The 18,657-nt window shown below is 35.6% G+C and carries 18 protein-coding genes; 15 read left to right on the forward strand and 3 right to left on the reverse strand.

What is annotated here, in order from left to right; translation table 11 throughout:
- Window positions 1-64 precede the first annotated feature (64 nt).
- The 6 genes from M2372_RS16265 (at window position 65) to M2372_RS16285 (ending at window position 6,494) form a co-directional block, all read left to right on the forward strand.
- Window positions 65-2,560, forward strand: a complete 2,496-nt coding sequence (locus M2372_RS16265) for a M1 family metallopeptidase (protein WP_123320996.1) — start codon at window positions 65-67, stop codon at window positions 2,558-2,560.
- Between the two features lie 483 nt (window positions 2,561-3,043).
- A complete protein-coding gene (locus tag M2372_RS25655) occupies window positions 3,044-3,199 on the forward strand; it encodes a CCPGW family putative bacteriocin (RefSeq protein WP_409013142.1) in 156 nt (51 codons plus the stop codon).
- 138 nt (window positions 3,200-3,337) lie between these two features.
- Complete coding sequence (locus tag M2372_RS16270; RefSeq protein WP_115970507.1) at window positions 3,338-3,985, forward strand: O-methyltransferase; 648 nt, start codon at window positions 3,338-3,340, stop codon at window positions 3,983-3,985.
- Window positions 3,986-4,056: 71 nt separating this feature from the next.
- On the forward strand, window positions 4,057-4,773 hold the full coding sequence (locus tag M2372_RS16275) for a C40 family peptidase (RefSeq protein WP_123320995.1): 717 nt from the start codon (window positions 4,057-4,059) through the stop codon (window positions 4,771-4,773).
- 3 nt (window positions 4,774-4,776) lie between these two features.
- A complete protein-coding gene (locus tag M2372_RS16280) occupies window positions 4,777-5,244 on the forward strand; it encodes a DUF1648 domain-containing protein (protein ID WP_123320923.1) in 468 nt (155 codons plus the stop codon).
- An 11-nt stretch (window positions 5,245-5,255) separates the two neighbouring features.
- Entirely contained in the window at window positions 5,256-6,494 is a 1,239-nt protein-coding gene (locus M2372_RS16285; RefSeq protein ID WP_123320922.1) for a 3-deoxy-D-manno-octulosonic acid transferase, read from the forward strand.
- Here the strand turns inward: M2372_RS16285 and M2372_RS16290 are convergent.
- The 3 genes from M2372_RS16290 to M2372_RS16300 are packed head-to-tail and all read right to left on the reverse strand — an operon-like array spanning window position 6,486 to window position 8,871.
- Window positions 6,486-7,112: a deoxyuridine 5'-triphosphate nucleotidohydrolase gene (locus M2372_RS16290; RefSeq protein WP_123320921.1), complete on the reverse strand. Its 627-nt coding sequence runs from the start codon at window positions 7,110-7,112 to the stop codon at window positions 6,486-6,488. The two genes, M2372_RS16285 and M2372_RS16290, sit on opposite strands and share 9 nt — an antisense overlap.
- Before the next feature lies 1 nt (window position 7,113).
- Complete coding sequence (locus M2372_RS16295; RefSeq protein ID WP_123320920.1) at window positions 7,114-7,869, reverse strand: glycosyltransferase family 2 protein; 756 nt, start codon at window positions 7,867-7,869, stop codon at window positions 7,114-7,116.
- A 24-nt stretch (window positions 7,870-7,893) separates the two neighbouring features.
- The gene (locus tag M2372_RS16300) at window positions 7,894-8,871 is read right to left on the reverse strand and encodes an acyltransferase (protein ID WP_123320919.1); all 978 of its coding nucleotides are present in this window, start codon (window positions 8,869-8,871) and stop codon (window positions 7,894-7,896) included.
- Between the two features lie 198 nt (window positions 8,872-9,069).
- Here M2372_RS16300 and M2372_RS16305 point away from each other — a divergent pair, with 198 nt between their 5' ends.
- The 9 genes from M2372_RS16305 (at window position 9,070) to M2372_RS16345 (ending at window position 18,645) form a co-directional block, all read left to right on the forward strand.
- On the forward strand, window positions 9,070-9,549 hold the full coding sequence (locus tag M2372_RS16305) for a lipocalin family protein (protein WP_115970501.1): 480 nt from the start codon (window positions 9,070-9,072) through the stop codon (window positions 9,547-9,549).
- 179 nt (window positions 9,550-9,728) lie between these two features.
- Window positions 9,729-12,542: a leucine--tRNA ligase gene (gene leuS, locus M2372_RS16310; protein WP_123320918.1), complete on the forward strand. Its 2,814-nt coding sequence runs from the start codon at window positions 9,729-9,731 to the stop codon at window positions 12,540-12,542.
- A gap of 240 nt (window positions 12,543-12,782) precedes the next feature.
- On the forward strand, window positions 12,783-13,646 hold the full coding sequence (locus tag M2372_RS16315) for a MotA/TolQ/ExbB proton channel family protein (protein ID WP_115970499.1): 864 nt from the start codon (window positions 12,783-12,785) through the stop codon (window positions 13,644-13,646).
- Between the two features lie 55 nt (window positions 13,647-13,701).
- Window positions 13,702-14,310 (forward strand): biopolymer transporter ExbD, encoded by a 609-nt coding sequence (locus M2372_RS16320; protein ID WP_123320917.1) that lies wholly within the window; start codon window positions 13,702-13,704, stop codon window positions 14,308-14,310.
- Between the two features lie 10 nt (window positions 14,311-14,320).
- The gene (locus M2372_RS16325; RefSeq protein WP_115970497.1) at window positions 14,321-14,887 is read left to right on the forward strand and encodes a biopolymer transporter ExbD; all 567 of its coding nucleotides are present in this window, start codon (window positions 14,321-14,323) and stop codon (window positions 14,885-14,887) included.
- Window positions 14,888-14,914: 27 nt separating this feature from the next.
- Window positions 14,915-15,757, forward strand: a complete 843-nt coding sequence (locus M2372_RS16330; protein ID WP_115970496.1) for an energy transducer TonB — start codon at window positions 14,915-14,917, stop codon at window positions 15,755-15,757.
- Between the two features lie 77 nt (window positions 15,758-15,834).
- Window positions 15,835-16,032 (forward strand): C4-dicarboxylate ABC transporter, encoded by a 198-nt coding sequence (locus M2372_RS16335; protein WP_185018900.1) that lies wholly within the window; start codon window positions 15,835-15,837, stop codon window positions 16,030-16,032.
- Window positions 16,022-16,900: a PstS family phosphate ABC transporter substrate-binding protein gene (locus M2372_RS16340; protein ID WP_123320916.1), complete on the forward strand. Its 879-nt coding sequence runs from the start codon at window positions 16,022-16,024 to the stop codon at window positions 16,898-16,900. The genes M2372_RS16335 and M2372_RS16340 overlap by 11 nt, the downstream gene beginning before the upstream one ends.
- A 92-nt stretch (window positions 16,901-16,992) precedes the next feature.
- The gene (locus M2372_RS16345; RefSeq protein ID WP_123320915.1) at window positions 16,993-18,645 is read left to right on the forward strand and encodes a tetratricopeptide repeat protein; all 1,653 of its coding nucleotides are present in this window, start codon (window positions 16,993-16,995) and stop codon (window positions 18,643-18,645) included.
- Window positions 18,646-18,657: the final 12 nt, after the last annotated feature.

Below are 18,657 nucleotides of genomic sequence, written 5' to 3' on the forward strand. Positions count from 1 at the left end.
TTTACTGCTGAGAAGGGAGGTTGCCACCGCTTATCATGAATTTACCCATAAAAATAATAATCATATGAAAAGAATTATTCTATCGGTAAGCTTATTAGTTTTCTCTTTATCCGGAACGGCTTTTGCCCAAACAGAGACTTCAGGAAGAGAAAAAATATATAAAGCAACCCATACAAAAAAAACAGAACTGAAGCATACCAAACTGAAAGTAAATTTTGATTACCAGAAGGAGGAAATGAACGGAGAAGAATGGCTTACGGCATCACCTTATTTCTATCCGTCAGATTCATTGGTGCTGGATGCAAAAGGAATGCTGATTCACGAAGTGGCAATGGATAGAGGAGGAAGTAAGCTTCCATTAAAGTATCAGTACAGTAATAACCTTCTTACAATCAACCTGGATAAAACATACAGCCAAAATCAGGATTATACGGTTTATATCAAATATACTTCCCGGCCTAATGTAGTGGACCAACAGGGAAGTCCGGCAAAGGGGTTGTATTTCATTAATTCCGATGGCAAGGATTCTGATAAACCTACCCAAATCTGGACAGATGGTGAATCTGAATTTTCATCTGTATGGTTTCCTACTATTGATAAACCCAATCAAAAAACTACCCAGGAAATTTATATGACCGTTCCGGATAAATACATAACCCTTTCTAATGGCATTTTAAAAGAGTCGCAAAAAGAATCCGGTAATATGAGAACGGATCATTGGGTAATGGAGAAAAGGCATGCGGTATATCTTTTCTTTATGGGAGTTGGAGAATATAGTGTTGTAAAAGATAGATGGAAGGATGTTCCAATAGATTATTATATAGAAAAGGAATATGAACCTTATGCCAGACAGATCTTCGGAAATACCCCTGAAATGATGGAGTTTTTCTCTAAAAAGCTAAACTATGACTATCCCTGGCCGAAATATTCACAAATAACCGGAAGAGATTATCCAAGCGTAGCCATGGAAAACACAACTGCTACCCTTCATAATATGGGAGTATTGCAGAAACCAGGACAATTAATTGATGAAAATAGATGGGAAGAATATATTGCTCATGAGCTGTTTCATCATTGGTTCGGAGACCTGGTAACTGCAGAGAGCTGGAGTAATCTTACGTTGAATGAATCATTTGCTAACTATTCCCAATATCTCTGGAACGAATACAAATATGGAAAAGATCAGGCAGATTATCATTTAATGTCTAATATCAATAAGTATATCAGCAACCCTTCGGAATTTAAGAAAGATCTTGTAAGATTCAGTTATGATTCTCCCGAAGATGTTTTTGATGTGGTATCCTATGAGAAAGGAGGTGGCATTCTTCACATGTTGAGAAACTATTTAGGGGATGATGCTTTTTTTGCAGGAACAACTGATTTCTTAAAAACCTATGAATATAAAAATGCAGAGGCCCAGCAATTAAGATTATCATTTGAAAAAATATCAGGAAAAGACCTGAATTGGTTTTTTAACCAATGGTATTACGGAAACGGGAATCCCAAATTAGAGTATTCATATACTTTCGAGCCTGTTAAAAAACAGGTGGAAGTAGTTATTAATCAATCACAGGAAGTCCCTTTTGAGTTTCCTTTGGCAATAGATGTCTATGATAATGGAAAACCTACAAGGTATAATGTTTGGGTAAATGCCAGGGCGAAAAATACTTTTAGTTTTAATGCTTCCGGGAAACCTGACCTGATCAATATCAATGCAGACGGAATATTACTTTCCGAAATCACAGAGAAGAAAACAGCAGAACAAAATTTAATACAGTTTACCCATTCTAAAGAATTTTTAAGCCGCCTTAAAGCATTGGTAGCAATTAAAGATGATCTGAGTAATCCGGCATCTGTTAAACTGTTGTCTGCTGCCTTAAAGGACCCTTTCTTCAGAATAAGAATTAAAGCGTTGGAGATATTAGATCTTACCAATACATATCAGAATAAAAATCTGGCAACAGAGGTTGAAAAATTGGCAGTTAATGATCCAAGAACGTTAGTGCAGGCTGCGGCTATCTCTGCTTTGGTAAAGACAAAAAATAAAAAATATCTGCCGGTATTTGAAAAAGGAATAGGAGCGGTATCTAATGCCGTAAAAACAAATTCACTACTAGCCATCATTGCTACTGATCCCTCAAAAACGAAAACTCTTACTGATAAGATTGATCTTTCAGAGGCTTCTAAGGATGTGCTTATCAAAATGCTTCCTATTGTTGTTCAAAATAAAATAGACTCCCAGATGAAGTATACTGTTCCCATTGTAGCTTTTTATCCATTAATAAAACCCAATAATCCGGAATTGGGGAAAGCTGCAGAAGAAGGATTCAACATGATTATGGAGTCTGATAATATTGCTGCTACGGAGGGGATTACCAGGATTTTAGATAATGCAAAAGCTCAAATGGTAAAAACTCCAGAGATTAAAAAAGCAATTTATAATATGTTGGAAAGCGGATTGAATAAAAAGAACGAACTTTTGAAAAACAATCCACAGAAAAAGGAGAGTATTAATAAGCAGATCACTGCTCTGAAACAAATACTTGAAATGTATAAATAGATATTTCGTTATAAAAATATTCCAAAAATAAATCCCGAAGAAATTCGGGATTTATTTTTTAATCAAATTAATTCTTCTTTTTTCAAAAGGGAAATAATTCGCTTCAAAAAAGGATTGGATATTTCAGTCTTGTTTTTTCTTGCAGAAGACTGTGTACTTCTTTTCAGAGGTACTTTTTTTTGATTCTCATGGTTAGTTTGTAGTTGGTCTTCTGCAATCATTTTGTTTTCCAGTGTTTTTACCCCTTCGTTCTCTTTGCAAACTTATCATTAATGCCTCATAAAAAACATCCGTATTTTCCCGGTATTTTGTACGGTGTTTTTCCCGGAATTTAGAGAGATAAATTCTATAAAATATTTTATTCTAAATATAATTACTTGATTAATAAAAGAATGCGTATATTTAAATCTCCATAATAGGAAATAAATATAGAGGTGTCCGAAAATCTTAAAGAGTAGGAAATTAATACTAAACAAAATAATTATGAAAAATTCAAAAAAACTTTCAAGAGGAGAAATGAAAACTGTACAAGGTGCTATTAAAGGATGTAATCCACAGATATTTTGTACCAGTCCACAGACAAAGTGTTGCCCAGGATGGGTCTGTGCCGGTATAAGACAATATTGTATAGCCATATAATGATTTTTTACTTAAAAGTTAGATACACCTAAGAAAAAGAGAGGAATTAATTCCTCTCTTTTTTTATCTTATACTGACCAGAGGCGGTTTGTTTAAAAAGAATTTTAAAATCCTTAAATTTGTTTAAATTAAAATTGTATGAGTTTTTTTGAAGAAAAGAATCCTGAAATGGATAGATATTTGGAAGCACACGCTTCCTCAGAATCAGAAATTCTGAAAAAACTGAGAAGAGAAACTTATCAGAAAACAACACAGCCGCACATGATTTCAGGCTATCAGCAGGGAAGGTTGCTGACTATCATTTCCCAAATGCTGCAACCTAAAAGTATTCTTGAAATAGGTACGTTTACAGGATATGCTACTCTGTGCCTGGCCTCAGGATTAGCAAAGGACGGTAAGATCACTACATTGGATGTGAATGAAGATCTGGCTTATCTGCCAAAGAAATATTTTGAATCCAGTGAATATGCTGCTCAGATTGATTTTAAACTTCAGGATGCTAAAGAATTTTTAAAAGAAACAGATGAATTTTTTGATTTGATTTTTGTAGATGCAGACAAAGAAAACTATGCAGATTATTTCAGACTGATAAAGCCTCATACCCGATCCGGATCAGTAGTGATGTTTGATAATGTTTTGTGGTATGGAAAAGTACTTGAGGAAAATCCAAAACTTAAATCTACTCAGTCTATTCAGGAGCTGAATGATTTAGTGGCAAAAGATGAAGATTTTGAAAATCTTATTTTACCTTTGCGTGATGGAGTAAATTTTCTGAGAAGAAAATAATTAAAAGACAGGAGAAATACATGCAATGTAATTTCCACATTTTTTAATTTCCTAATTTCTAAATGAATAAAATGAATAAAGGGATTTGTATCGTAACAGTAGCGCCGGTTCGTGCAGAAGGTTCTGACAGGGCAGAGATTGTTACAGAAATATTGTTTGGGGAAAGTGCAGATATTTTGGAGGTCGATAAAAACTGGACCAGAATAAAAATGCACTATGACGGCTATGAAGGATGGATAGATACCAAGCAGCTAAGGCCTGTAACAGACGAAGAACTGGCGAAGAGAAAAGTTACTGTAGTTACAGAAGACTTTTCCTCCGTATTGATGAAAGATGGGAAAACCCTTCTTTCTATAGGTTCTGAAGTGGAGTTTCCTGTTGTTGCTTCAAGAAGAAGCCATGATGTGAGGGAGAGCATTGCACTTACAGCCAAAGAATTTCTTAACGTTCCTTATTTATGGGGTGGCAAAAGCTTTTTTGCAGTAGACTGCTCAGGGTTTACGCAGTTGGTGTACAAAGTACATAATATTAAAATTCCCAGAGATGCTTCCCAGCAGGCTGAGGTGGGGGAGGCTCTCACTTTTGTGGAAGAAACACAGCCAGGTGACCTTGCCTTCTTTGAAAACGCTGAAGGAAAAATTATCCACGTTGGAATCATGCTGGAAAACCAGAAGATTATTCATGCCTCAGGAAAAGTGAGAATTGATACGTTAGATTCTACCGGAATCTTTAACGAGGAAATGAATAAACATACCCATAAGCTGAGAGTACTTAAAAGTATTATTTAAAATATGAAAACTTCTAGCATATTATTAATCGTGAATACTCTGCTACTGGTTGTAATCTGGGTTTTTACAGGAGTTAAATATGCTGAGCTACCGGATATCATTCCTACCCATTTTAATTTTCAGGGAAAGGTAGATGGGGAATCCGGGAAAGCAACAATTTGGTTTTTAGTAGGTATTGCTACTTTTATTCACCTTCTTTTTCTTAGAATATCCGGAAATCCGAATTCTCCGTTACTGAATGTTCCCCAAAGCTTTCGTAATACACAAACATTGAAACTATATCTGTTTTCTCTGGAGCTTCCAGTGATGATTTTATTTCTTGATATTATTGTTGAGAGTATCAGGGTGGCAGAAGGAAAGCAGACAGAGCTTAGTGATGCTGTTTTGTTTATTTTAGGGTTAATGTTTGCTGTGATTGGAATTGGACTTATAAAATCGGTTCGGGAAAGTAAAATAAAATCTAACAACTAGATCCATCAAAATTGAAATTACTTTATAACATATTTATCAGCCTTCTTATCTTTGGAATGAAGGTTTTTGCTTTATTTCACGATAAAACTAAAAAGGGCGTTGATGGAAGGAAGGAGTCTTTGAATAAAGTGAAGTCTGCTTTCACCAAAACAGATAAGGTGATCTGGATGCATGCCGCGAGTTTAGGAGAGTATGAACAGGGATTGCCTGTTCTGGAAAAGCTTAAAGAACAATTTCCTGATTATAAGATTCTGATAACCTTCTTTTCACCATCAGGATATGATAATGTTGTTAAGAAGAAACATATTGCGGATGTGATCTGTTATCTGCCGTTTGATAAAAAAAGCATGGTAAGAGAGTTTATATCGCAATTTGATGTTAAACTATTTTTTACGGTGAAGTATGATTACTGGTATAACCTGCTGGCAGAACTTAAAGGAAAAAATACTAAGATCTATGTAATTTCAGCATTGTTCTACGAAAGACAATCGTTTTTCACTTCTTATGGAAAGTGGCTGGTAAAACAGCTTAAAGAAAATGTAGATTGGTTTTTTCATCAGACCCAATTCTCACTTGCACTAGCTAAGAGTGTTGGGTTGGTAAGGTCCTCAGTAACAGGAGATACAAGATTTGATAGAGTGAAGCAACTTCGGAACCGTGATAATCATGTGGATCATATTACAGATTTTATAGGGAGTAATAAAGCGGTTGTTTTTGGTAGTTCGTGGCAGTCGGAAGAGAAAATTGCAGAAATGGTTTCCCTTAAAAATAATTCCCTTAAAATGATTATTGCTCCTCATGACCTTAAAAGAGTAGAGCACCTGAAAAATACCTTTTCTGATGCTTTATTGTACAGTGAAATCAAAGATACCCAACATACAGTTTTCAATGCTCAAATTTTGATTATTGACAGTATTGGCTTATTGTCAAAGCTTTATTCCTATGCCGATATAGCCGTTGTAGGAGGAGGTTTTCATGATGCCGGTCTTCATAATATTCTGGAAGCGGCCACATTCGGCGTTCCGGTGATCTTTGGAAATCATTATAAAAAGAATCCTGAGGCAGATGATCTACTCTCTGTGAATGGAGGAAAGTCTTTCGCAGACGAACATGCCGCTGCAGAATTTGTTTTATTTCTTGCCGGTGAAGACAATGAAGAAGAACTTGCAGAAATGTCCGGAAATGCAGAAAAATTCGTTAGCGAAAAACCCGATTCCACCCAGATGATTATGCAAAAGATTCTATCGTAAAAACCCCTGACTTTTTATCTCTTTCATAATCTGATCGATATTCTCGGGAATATTGTCTGATTCAAACCAATTAAGATCAAGTCCGTTATTAATACATAGTTTTTGAAGATAATTGTTCTCCAGTATTTTTTGATAAATGCTTCTTAGGAGCTCATCAAATTCCATCCAATAATCTTCATCCAGTTTCTTTATCAGAATCAAGGATTTAAATAGTTTATTAATGATATAAAGGTAGAATTTATAGACGTTGTCAAATCTTTGTCTGCTAAGGTCGTTATTGTAATCCAAAACTTTGTCGATCATCAATAAATTCAAAGAAACTTCTCCGAATTTATCTGTTGTTATCTTAACATGTTCTGTAATTTCTGCACTTAGTTTCCGGATAATGGTCAGAAAATATTTTGCATTACCAATATATTTGGAGGCTAAAAAAATTTTTTCTTCCACATCCGCTTCCTTGGCATTTCTTTTATCATCAGTGGTTTCCGGATCGATAAGTTCGAAATACAGTTTTTTAGATAATAATTTATCCTTTCTCAGAAGTCTGAAAATAAGTTTATCCTTCTCTGTGCCGGTAAAAGCACTCAATGCTGCTTTAAACTCTTTTGAATACTCCATTTTAGTTGAATATTTTTGAATATTTCATAAACCCATTTAAGGCCCAGTTTGCCGTATAATACAAAGATTTTAATGTAGAGAATCCCATAAAATCTTTGTACACCAGATACTGATCCTTAATGATATTCTTTTTCTTTCTGGAAACACTGTTCTCCCGCATTCTGTACTTTGCCATTGTTTTATTGATAGGAATTCCTTCCGGGATTACTTTTAGCAGATTTAGCCACATCACATGATCTTCACGCTTACTTTTTACAGGGAATAAAAATTTCCCTACTCTTTTGGTATCATACATCGTGGAAACCGGAGCCAATCGGCATGTTTTCAGTAAATTTGAAAAAGTAACCACCTTATCAGCTAGAAAATCTTTTAATATAGGGCGAAGCTGCTCGTCACATCTTGAGTAATTACAGTATACAAGCTCTGCGTTGTGCTCCTGCATATAATCTGTCATGGTCTCAAGATATTCAGGATGCCAGAAATCATCGGAATCTAGGAAAGCAATATATCTTCCCTGAGCTCTTTCAAGGCTGTTGTTTCTAGCATTTCCTGCACCTCCGTTTTTCTCCAAAACCTTAAGTTTGATTCTTGGATCATTGTGTTTTCTGATCATCTCAACAGTGCTGTCCTTAGAAAGATCATCCGTAATAAGCCATTCCCAGTTTTCATTGGTTTGGTTCAGAACAGATTGTATTGTTTCTTCTATAAATTCAGCTGAATTATAGCAGGGAGTGATAATGGAGACAAGGTCTTTCATTCGCGTTTTAAAATAGGTGTAAAATTATAAAAATCTTTTTTCATAAAAGTGCCATGAGGCAATTCCCACTCCGATGACTGTAAACATACATACAATACTCATAAGGTAAGGATTGTAGTTGGCAAAAAGTCCCAATGTGGCAAATACCCTGATGATAGGGAAGTGGAAAATATAAATTCCATAAGTGAAATCCCCGTATTTTCCAAAATTATTCAGGAAGCTGAAGGAATAAGCAATATACAGAACAATAATACTGATCATTATCGGGGAAAAAAGTTTTATTTTAAAAATAAGATCAATCCAGACTGTAATGATAGCAATGATAAAAAGTAAATGCTTATGCTTGATAAATTTGTCGAAATGAAAATAAACAAGCATTCCTCCGATAAAATAACATAATGAACCCGGAAGCTGTCTTGAAAGTGCTGCTTTTCCTGTCATTTCAAAATAATTGAGATAGACCAGAGAAAGGAAATAAAGAACGATCAGGCTGATGGTTCGGTATTTATTATTCTTTCCAAACAGTAAGAACATCAGTGGAACTGCTATATAAAAACACATTTCAATCTTAAGAGTCCATAATGCCCCGTTTACAGCCTGGTTGCCAAATACACCCGGAAGCCATGGAGCTTTGAAATTGAGGAATAATGAATTCCAGAAAAGGTATTTATAAACCTGTGTATTGCTGAAATATTCAGTAAAAGATAAAGTACTGACCAGACTCAGGAGTATAGCACAAAGAAATACAACAAGCAGATAAGCAGGGACAATCCTGTTGAACCTTTTCTTGGCGTAGCTTTTTAGGCTTGATGCCCTTTCATAGCTTCTTGCAATCAGAAAACCACTCACAATGAAAAACGAGAAAACAGCAACTTCAACAGGGCTATGTGTTAAGAATAATAGCTTTTCAGAAGCACTTAAAGCGCCCAGATGTCCTACGAAGACAATAAAAGCGAGGAGAACACGAATGAAGTCAAAATTGTTTTTCGTTATAGCTTGCATTTTTTTTCTTTGTTACAAAAATAACTTTTTTAATAAAACAGAGGAGTTTTCGGATGTTCAATATTTGTTAAATAAAGGCAATATAGCCTCTCAATGTTTTAAAATATGTATAAATAAAAGCTGATAAAATAATTTTTCACAAAAAATAGTAATATAAATCAAAAAAAGTATAATTTTAGCGCTTGAAAAAATTGATCTATGAAGAAATTAGCACTACTATTTTTAGGTTTATCATTATTGGTAACTACCGGATGTAATAATAGCAACGAAATTGTTATAGAAGAACCGATTATTGGATTCTGGCAACCGATAAAAGAGGTGGTTACTACCGTTGAGGTAGGTGAGCAACCGATTTCAGATGTGATTACTTATACCGAATGTCAGAAAATGTCCAGATGGTGGTTCAGTACTGAGACAAGCGGGAAAAGAATAGATGTGCAGGATCCTACTACAGGAACCGCTTGTAACATTTTGCCTGATAAAAATTTTACCTATTCATATGATAAGAGCAGCAAAGCCCTTCAGATGAAATACCAGGGAGTGGTAGCACCGGTAAATACAAAAGTGGTAACATTGGATGCCACTACCCTCAATTTATCAGTAAGAGAAGAAACCGAAGATCCTACAATTTATAAAACAAGAACTATTACTTTTAAAAGGGTAAGCGCTAAGCCTTAATAGTGTATTTCAAGATATAATAAAGGTCTCATCTTCGGATGGGACCTTTTTGTTGAACAGAGAATTACAATTCATCATAATTTAAATTTCTATTTCCTTTAAAATCATTATTTTTGTGAATCTTGTTTAAAAGAAAACAATCCAATTATTTAAAGTCTAACATATAACATCTATATAAAGTGTTTTACGATCATCAGCAGATAGAAAAAAAGTGGCAGAAATATTGGGAGGAAAATCAAACCTATAAAACCTCCAACAATACCGATAAACCTAAATTTTATGTACTCGATATGTTTCCGTACCCATCCGGAGCAGGACTTCACGTAGGGCATCCACTGGGATACATTGCGTCAGATATCTATGCGAGATACAAAAGACATCAGGGGTTTAACGTTCTCCACCCGGTAGGATATGACAGCTTCGGGCTTCCTGCTGAGCAGTATGCGATCCAGACAGGTCAGCATCCGGCAATCACAACAGAACAAAACATCAACAGATACGAAGAGCAGTTAAGAAAAATCGGATTTTCATTCGATTGGAGCAGAGAAGTAAGAACTTCCGATGCATCTTATTATAAATGGACACAATGGATTTTTATCCAATTGTACCACTCCTGGTATAATAAAAATACTGATAAGGCCGAAGCTATTGATACCCTGATCAAACATTTTGAAGAAAAGGGAACAGAAGGATTAAGTGCCAATCAGAACGATGAATTGAATTTCACTGCAGAAGAATGGGCAAACGCTTCAGCTATTGATAAAGAAGATATCTTACTAAATTATCGTCTTGCTTACAGAGCAGAGACTACGGTAAACTGGTGTCCTGCATTGGGTACAGTTTTAGCCAATGATGAGGTAAAAGACGGGAAATCTGAAAGAGGAGGATTTCCTGTATTCCAAAAGAAGATGATGCAGTGGAGTATGAGAATTTCTGCATACTCTGAAAGATTATTGCAGGGTCTCTCTACTTTGGACTGGCCACAGCCGTTGAAAGATTCTCAGGAATACTGGATCGGGAAATCTCAGGGAGCACAGGTTAAGTTTAATGTAGAAGGACATGAAGAAATTGTTGAGGTTTTTACCACAAGACCTGATACCATCTTTGGAGCAACCTTTATGGTATTGGCTCCGGAAAACCCTTTAGTAGATACGATTACTACCGATGCTCAGAAAGTAGAAGTAGATACTTATATAGAAGAAACTTCCAAAAAGACGGAAAGAGACAGAATGTCTGACGTGAAAAACGTGAGCGGAGCTTTCACAGGAAGTTATGCTGTCAATCCATTCAGTGGAGAAAAAATGCCAATCTATATTTCAGATTATGTATTGATGGGCTATGGAACAGGAGCCGTGATGGCTGTTCCTGCACATGATGAGCGTGACCACAGGTTTGCAAAGAAATTTAATTTAGAGATTAAAAAAGTAGTTGAAACAGAAGAAGACGTTCAGGAGAACTCTTTTGATTCTAAAGACTCTGTTTGTGTAAACTCTGATTTTTTAAACGGACTACATTATAATGATGCCAAGTCAAAAATAATTGCAGAAATTGAGACGAAAGATATCGGTCACGGAACTACAAACTACAGACAGCGTGATGCGATTTTCTCAAGACAGCGTTATTGGGGAGAACCGGTTCCTATATATTATAAAGAAGGAATGCCATATACCTTACCAGTTTCTGCTTTACCATTGGAACTTCCTGAAGTTGAAAAATATTTGCCAACCGAAGATGGAGATCCACCACTAGGAAATGCTAAAACATTTGCGTGGGATGAAGAGAACCAGAAATTAGTTGCTACAGATTTAATTGATGACAAAACAATATTCCCGTTAGAATTATCTACAATGCCAGGGTGGGCTGGAAGCTCATGGTATTTCCTTAGATATATGGATACTCAGAACGATGGTGAATTCTGTGCTAAGAATTTTTCAGATTATTGGGGACAGGTAGATTTATATATAGGAGGTAGTGAGCATGCAACCGGTCACTTATTGTATTCCCGTTTCTGGAATATGTTCTTAAAAGACAGAGGGTACATTAACAGTGATGAGCCTTTCCAGAAATTAATCAATCAGGGGATGATTTTGGGAATGAGTGCATTTGTGTACAGAATTGATGGTACTAATCAATACGTATCTAAAAATTTAGCCAACGAATACCAGACCCAGCAGATCCACGTAGATGTATCCTTATTAAAAGGAACATCTGATGAATTGGATACTGAAGCATTCAAAGCATGGAGGCCAGACTATGCCGATGCAGAGTTTATTTTGGAAGACGGAAAATACATCACAGGCCGTGAAGTAGAAAAAATGTCCAAGTCTAAATATAATGTGGTAAATCCTGATGACATCTGTGAAGAGTACGGAGCAGACGGTTTAAGATTATATGAAATGTTCTTGGGTCCATTAGAGCAATCCAAGCCCTGGAATACACAAGGTTTGAGTGGAGTATACGGTTTCCTTAAAAAATTCTGGAATCTTTATTTCAACGGGGATGTATTTGAAGTTTCTGATGAAGAGCCTACGAAAGCAGAATATAAAGTTCTACATACCTTAATTAAAAAGGTAGTTTATGATATTGAAAACTTCTCTTTCAATACTTCGGTATCTTCATTTATGATCGCTGTAAACGAGTTGCAGAAAATTAAATGTAACAAGCGCAATATTTTAGAACCGTTATCCGTTATCATCTCTCCGTATGCACCTCACATTTGTGAAGAATTGTGGAATTTACTAGGAAACGGTACATCAATAGAATTTGAACAATTCCCGGTATTGAATGAAGATTATCTGGTTGAGGATGAAATTGAGTATCCGGTAAGCGTAAACGGTAAAATGAAGTTCAAAATTTCTCTTTCAGCTCAATTATCTGCAAAGGAAGTGGAAGATTTGGTGATTTCAAATGAGAAAATGCAACAGATTTTGGAAGGTAAAACCCCTAAAAAAATCATTGTAGTCCCTCACCGTATTGTGAATATCGTAATTTAAAAAAAAATTAACATTGGGAAATTAAAAAAAATGGAGTCCTTATTTTTTAGATTTTTTAACTCAAATGTTAAATTTGAGGAAAATAAATAAAATATTTGCGAATAATTATAATATCAAAATCGTATTAAATTTTCTTTATTAAAAAATATCAAAATGTTTAATTAAGACTCTTGCATTTTAATTAATTTTGCCTTTAATTTACACCCTGTAAAATTTTAAAACAATATAATTTAGTTAAATATGGAAATGAATGTTTCAAAAAATGATGAGCAAGTAGTTGCTAGAAAAGCGGGAGGTTTAAATCCAGCTGTTATTATTCCTATTCTATTAGTTATAGGGATTTGTATTTGGTTATTCGTTTTAGGTAGTCCAAGTAATTTTAAAGCTGATCCAAGATTAGCAGGTGCATCAGTCGCTTTTTCTGATGTAGAAGGTAAAGAGATGCATCCAGAAGGATTCTTAGGGATGATCTACATGGGAGGTGTTATTGTACCATTACTTGTAACATTCATGATTACTGTAATTGTTTTCTCATTTGAAAGATACTTTGTATTAAGCAAAGCTTCAGGTTCAGGTAATGTAGACAACTTTGTAGTAAAAGTAAGAAGCTTACTAAACGGAAACAAAATTGACGAAGCTTTAGAAGAGTGCGACAGACAACAAGGTTCTGTAGGGAACGTTGTAAAAGAAGGTCTTACTACTTACAAAGCACTTGCTCACGATACTACTTTAAATAAAGAGCAGAAAATGGTAGCGCTTAACAAAGCTATCGAAGAAGCTACAACTCTTGAGATGCCAATGCTTGAGAAAAACATGATGATCCTTTCTACATTAGGTACTGTTGCAACGTTAGTAGCACTACTAGGAACGGTAATCGGGATGATTAGAGCATTCTTCGCTTTAGGTGCTAGTGGAGGTACTCCTGATGCAGCAGCTTTATCAATCGGTATTTCTGAAGCCTTGATCAACACGGCATTAGGTATTGGTACTTCTGCAGTAGCAATTATTCTTTATAACTTCTTTACTTCTAAAATTGACGGGTTAACTTATAAGATCGACGAGATCGCAATGAGCATCCAACAGTCTTTTGCTGAATTCCACTAAGATGGAACTGTGTTTTGCACAATAAAAGAAGTTTAAAAAATAATTTATAAAAATAATGGCGAGAATTAAACCAAAAAGACATGGAGTAGTTACGGACATGACCGCGATGTGCGACGTTACGTTCCTATTACTTACGTTCTTTATTATGACCACGCAGTTTAAAAAACCTGATGTGGAGCAGATCAAACCGCCATCTTCAATTTCGGAAAAATTACTTCCTGATGGTAGTTTAATGACTATTAATGCTACACCGGACGGGAAATTTTATTTCCAGCCAGTAGAAAATGCATCAGAAAGACTTGCACTTTTAGATAAAATGGGTCAAAAGTATGGCGTTACTTTTGATAATAATCAAAAAGCAGCTTTCCAGAAAGTTCAGGCTATTGGAGTTCCAATGAACCAATTAAAAGGGTATTTGGATTTGCCTGAAGATGAGCAGAAAAATTACAAGAGTCCTGCAGGGATTCCTATGGATAGTACAAATAAGCAATTAATTGACTGGGTAAAAGAAAGTTTAAGCGTTAATCCTGACTACAAGTTAGCCATCAAAGGTGACGTTACAACAAAATACCCTAAAGTTAAAAGCCTATTTGAGGGTTTAAGAGATATCGATTTTCTTAAATTTTGGTTGATTACATCACAAGAAGGTAAACCTAATGAATAATTAAGAAGAAATGGCAGAAGTACAAGTACAGGATAAGAGTGCCAAGGGTGGCAAGGTTCGATCCAAGAAAAACAACCCCAGAGTCGATATGACTCCGATGGTTGACCTTAATTTCTTACTATTGATGTTCTTTATGTTTACGTCAACGTTTAGTAAACCGAATGTAATGGACTTAGGTCTTCCGGCTAAACCAAAGCCTACAGATCCTAAACCGGAACCAACAGAAATTAAACTTGCTAACTCTATCTCTTTATTACTAGGAAAAGATAATAAAGTGTTTTGGCACCAACAGGATGCAACATCCTTGAATGACCAAACCCTTATGGAAACTAGTTTTGACAGAGAAGGAATTAGAAAAGTAATTGAGCAAGCAAAATCTAGAGCGGTAGATCCAGCCAAATTTACGGTGATCATTAAGCCAACTGACGATGCTGTATATAAAAACTTTGTTGATATTCTAGACGAAATGGCAATTACCAAAAGTGAACAGTACGGTGTTACTGATATCAAACCTTGGGAGAAAGCTATTTATGAGAAAAAAGTAGGTGGTGCAGCTGCACCGGCTGCTACAAAGTAATTTAACCATAAAATTGTTATATTATCTATGGCAGATGAAAATGTATACGGTCAGAATCTTACTTTAGACGAAATCGTATTTGAAAATAGAAACAAGGAATATGGTGCCTATGATCTTAGACATCAGTATCCTAGACTTCTGACAAAATCTTTTATTGTTGGAACATCTATATTTCTTTTGGTAGCTTTATCTCCGTTCATCTATCTTACAATTAAGAACCTTACAGCTCCGCCTAAAACAGAAGTGAAGGCAGATCTTGTAAATATTGTTGAAGATGACCCGATTATTGAGCAGCCTAAAGAAGAAGAACCACCTCCACCACCTCCACCTCCAAAAGAGGAACCAAAAATTGAGGTGATCCAAAATGTGGTTCCTGAGCCTGTAAAAGCTCCGAAAATTGAAACTCCACCTCCACCAATTTCTAAGCAGTTGGAAACTACAACTGGTTTGAATAATCAGGAGGGAGTAAAAGCTCCGGCTTATACACCACCACCGCCACCACCATCTACAGGAACAAAAACTGCAACTGTAGAAGTGAAAGCGAATAACCCTAACGAAATCTACAAAGATGTAGACCAGTCTGCAGAATATCCTGGAGGTATGGGAGCATTAAGAAAATACTTAGGTGAAAATTTCGATACTTCATTAATGGAAGGAGGTGAAGGTACCCTTAAAGCTAAGCTTAAGTTCGTTGTAGAAAGAGACGGAACTGTTTCTGCAGTTACTATTGAAGAGAAATCTCCAAATGGCGACTTCAACAATGAAGCAATTCGTGTAGTTAAGAAACTTAAAAAATGGACTCCTGCGAAGAGAAACGGGGAGAGCGTTAGATCTTACTATAGCGTACCATTTACTATGAACTTTGAATAATTAAATTTATTCATTCAGAATATAAATAAAAAGAGAGGCTTATGCTTCTCTTTTTATTTTTTTCGTATTTTTGTTACATGATGTTCAAGTGGTTATCCCTTATTGCGGGATTGTTTTATATTGTCTTAGGAATTGTAGTAATGATCTACAGATTCTTTTTTACTATTTTAGACCCTATTATTGCCTATGCTTTAGGCGGGGTGTTTGCGCTTTATGGTGTATTCAGAATCTATAGAGCCATTTCACAAATCAAAAAATCCAAAGATGAAGAATAGCTTTTTTAAAGCTGCAGCTGTTGTTGCCCTTACTGTAATGGTAGCAGGCTGCAAAAAAAAGGATGATAATGCTCCTTCCTATAATAAAGGCAATCTAACAATTTTTACGGACGGTTCTTTTCAAAGTGTCACAGAAGCATTAGCTGATGGGTATATGATCAGTTATCCTGAAACGCATATTAAAGTAGAAACAAAAAAAGAAGATTTAGGTTTTCTGGACTTATTGAATAATAAGGCAAAGATTATTGTAATGTCCCGAAATCTTAATGCAGAAGAGATAAAAACTTACGAAGAAAGAACCGAATTAAAATTTACTCCTGCAAGATTTGCAGCAGATGCCGTGGTTTTTGTAGTTCCAAAGAATTCTCCTAGAGAAAGTATTTCAATGGATGAAATTAATAGCGGACTGCTTTCAGATAAGAAGGATTTTATTTTTGATGGAACGAACTCTAGTAATCTGAATTTTGTAGCTGAAAAATTAAAAAAACAGCCGAAAGACCTTAAATTTTCGATTATTCCGGGAAACCAGAAGGTCATTGAGGAGTTAGGAAAATATCCGAATAAAATAGGCGTTATAGGACTTAATACTTTCAGCCGACCTTATGATAAAACTTCTGAGAATTTGAGAGATATGGTGAAAGTTCTTCCGGTAGTTAATAATGGAAAAACTTACAATGCCGATTCTGAAGGGCTTCGTTCTATGGATTATCCATTTACCAGAGTTCTTTATTTTCTGGCTAACGAAGGCGGATTCAATATTGCAAGTGGATTCATAAGATTTTCATGTACTCATTTGGGACAGAAAATTGTTCAGAAAGAGGGCTTACAACCTTATAACCTGTACAAAAGAGAGGTACAGATGCGTTAAAAATTATTAAATTCACAATTTAGCCATAATAAATAATATATTTTGGTCTGAAAATTGTGTAGAATATAACTCAATTGATTAGAAAATATAAAATGAAAGATATAATGATTATGAATGTAAAGAAGATTGCTTTTGGAGCAGCCGTGGTATTTTTTACCGGTTTTGCCACTGCACAGACGTTGCAGGATGGTATTAACAGTATTGACAGTGATAAATTTGCTCAGGCAAAAACAAATTTCACTGATATGATCGCTAAAGAGCCTACCGCTGAAAACTACTTCTATTTAGGGAATACTTTCTTAAAGCAAGGAGAACCTGATTATGCAAAGGCTACTGAAAACTTTAACAAAGGGCTGGCTGCCGATGGTAAAAGCTTTCTTAATAAAATCGGTTTAGCTACTGTAAAATTAGGAAAAGGAGACAAAAGCGCTATTGCTGAAATTCAGAAAGTAGTAACTGATTCTAAAGAAAAAGATGCTGATGTATTATTCAGAGCAGCAGAAGCTTTAACTTTATTTGAAAAGAACAGTTCTCCGGATCTTGCGATTCAATTCCTTACTAAAGCAATTGAAAAAGCTGAAAAGAAAGGAGTTCCTGCACATTATTATTATACTTTAGGAGATGCTTACAGATTGAAAAGATCACCAGGTGAAGCAATGTCTGCTTATGACAAAGCGTTACCTTTAGCTAAAAATAAAGCTTCCGTTTATACAAGAATGGCAACTTTATGGATGGCTGCTCAACAATGGCAACAAGCAAAACAAAATATTGATAAAGCAATTGGAGTAGACGCTACCTATGCTCCTGCATATAAGGCTATGGCTGGATATGATATCAGATACCAGCAAAATGCAAAGGCTACACAAGATCTTATCAATTATACAAAATATGCTGATGAAGATCCATATACTCAATTAGAAATTTCTAAATTATACTTCACGAACGAAGATTACACAAACTCTAAAACAGTTTTAGATAAGATCTTTGATAAAATTGAAGACCCTATCAAGTTCAAACTAAGAGCTTATCAGGACTACGCTGATAAAAACTATGCAGGGGCTAAACAAAACATGGATACTTTTGTATCTCAGGCAGAGAAAACAAGAATATTACCAGCTGACCAAGGTCTACAAGGACTTATCGCTGCTGGATTAGCAAAAGATGAGAAAGATGCTGCTAAGAAATCTGCTTTAACAACAGAATCTCAACAGAAAATTGCTATTGCTAAAGCTGCAAAAGATGAAACAATGAAGTGGGATTTAGAATTGGCAAATATCGCTGGAGGTGGTGGTGCTTCTCAGGCTGACGTTGATAAAGGGCCTACAAACCCTGCAATCGAAGCATTGAAGAAGCAAGTGGCTGCTAACAGCCAGGATTCTGATGCACTATTTAAATTAGCAACAGCTTACCAGGATGCTAAAAACTGGAACGGAGCGATCCTTACATGGCAGAAAATGTCAGCGCTTCTTCCTGATTGGGCACCGGCTTACTACAGCCAGGGGTATTCTTACCAACAGGCAGGAAACAACGACGCTGCAAAGATTGCTTATGAAAAATTCATCAGTACTGTAAAACCAGCTGATCAGGAAGCAAACAAACAGACTCTTGCTTATGCTTACTTTGCAGTAGCTTATATGAGCAAAGAATCTGATATGGCAAAAGCTAAAGACTATGTAGCGAAGTCACTACAGTTAGATCCTACTTATCAGGATGCTGTAAAACTTAATGCAGAGATCAATAAATAATTTAAAATTTAA

The sequence above is a fragment of the Chryseobacterium sp. BIGb0232 genome (assembly GCF_024810195.1).
Lineage (GTDB): Bacteria > Bacteroidota > Bacteroidia > Flavobacteriales > Weeksellaceae > Chryseobacterium > Chryseobacterium pennae.

What these genes read in the sequence shown, in the direction of transcription:
- M2372_RS16265 (WP_123320996.1), top strand. Translation starts at nt 65, where the DNA reads ATGAAAAGAATTATTCTATCGGTAAGCTTATTAGTTTTCTCTTTATCC.
- M2372_RS25655 (WP_409013142.1), top strand. Translation starts at nt 3,044, where the DNA reads ATGAAAAATTCAAAAAAACTTTCAAGAGGAGAAATGAAAACTGTACAA.
- M2372_RS16270 (WP_115970507.1), top strand. Translation starts at nt 3,338, where the DNA reads ATGAGTTTTTTTGAAGAAAAGAATCCTGAAATGGATAGATATTTGGAA.
- M2372_RS16275 (WP_123320995.1), top strand. Translation starts at nt 4,057, where the DNA reads ATGAATAAAGGGATTTGTATCGTAACAGTAGCGCCGGTTCGTGCAGAA.
- M2372_RS16280 (WP_123320923.1), top strand. Translation starts at nt 4,777, where the DNA reads ATGAAAACTTCTAGCATATTATTAATCGTGAATACTCTGCTACTGGTT.
- M2372_RS16290 (WP_123320921.1), bottom strand. Translation starts at nt 7,112, where the DNA reads ATGGAGTATTCAAAAGAGTTTAAAGCAGCATTGAGTGCTTTTACCGGC.
- M2372_RS16295 (WP_123320920.1), bottom strand. Translation starts at nt 7,869, where the DNA reads ATGAAAGACCTTGTCTCCATTATCACTCCCTGCTATAATTCAGCTGAA.
- M2372_RS16300 (WP_123320919.1), bottom strand. Translation starts at nt 8,871, where the DNA reads ATGCAAGCTATAACGAAAAACAATTTTGACTTCATTCGTGTTCTCCTC.
- M2372_RS16305 (WP_115970501.1), top strand. Translation starts at nt 9,070, where the DNA reads ATGAAGAAATTAGCACTACTATTTTTAGGTTTATCATTATTGGTAACT.
- M2372_RS16315 (WP_115970499.1), top strand. Translation starts at nt 12,783, where the DNA reads ATGGAAATGAATGTTTCAAAAAATGATGAGCAAGTAGTTGCTAGAAAA.
- M2372_RS16320 (WP_123320917.1), top strand. Translation starts at nt 13,702, where the DNA reads ATGGCGAGAATTAAACCAAAAAGACATGGAGTAGTTACGGACATGACC.
- M2372_RS16325 (WP_115970497.1), top strand. Translation starts at nt 14,321, where the DNA reads ATGGCAGAAGTACAAGTACAGGATAAGAGTGCCAAGGGTGGCAAGGTT.
- M2372_RS16330 (WP_115970496.1), top strand. Translation starts at nt 14,915, where the DNA reads ATGGCAGATGAAAATGTATACGGTCAGAATCTTACTTTAGACGAAATC.
- M2372_RS16335 (WP_185018900.1), top strand. Translation starts at nt 15,835, where the DNA reads ATGATGTTCAAGTGGTTATCCCTTATTGCGGGATTGTTTTATATTGTC.
- M2372_RS16340 (WP_123320916.1), top strand. Translation starts at nt 16,022, where the DNA reads ATGAAGAATAGCTTTTTTAAAGCTGCAGCTGTTGTTGCCCTTACTGTA.
- M2372_RS16345 (WP_123320915.1), top strand. Translation starts at nt 16,993, where the DNA reads ATGAAAGATATAATGATTATGAATGTAAAGAAGATTGCTTTTGGAGCA.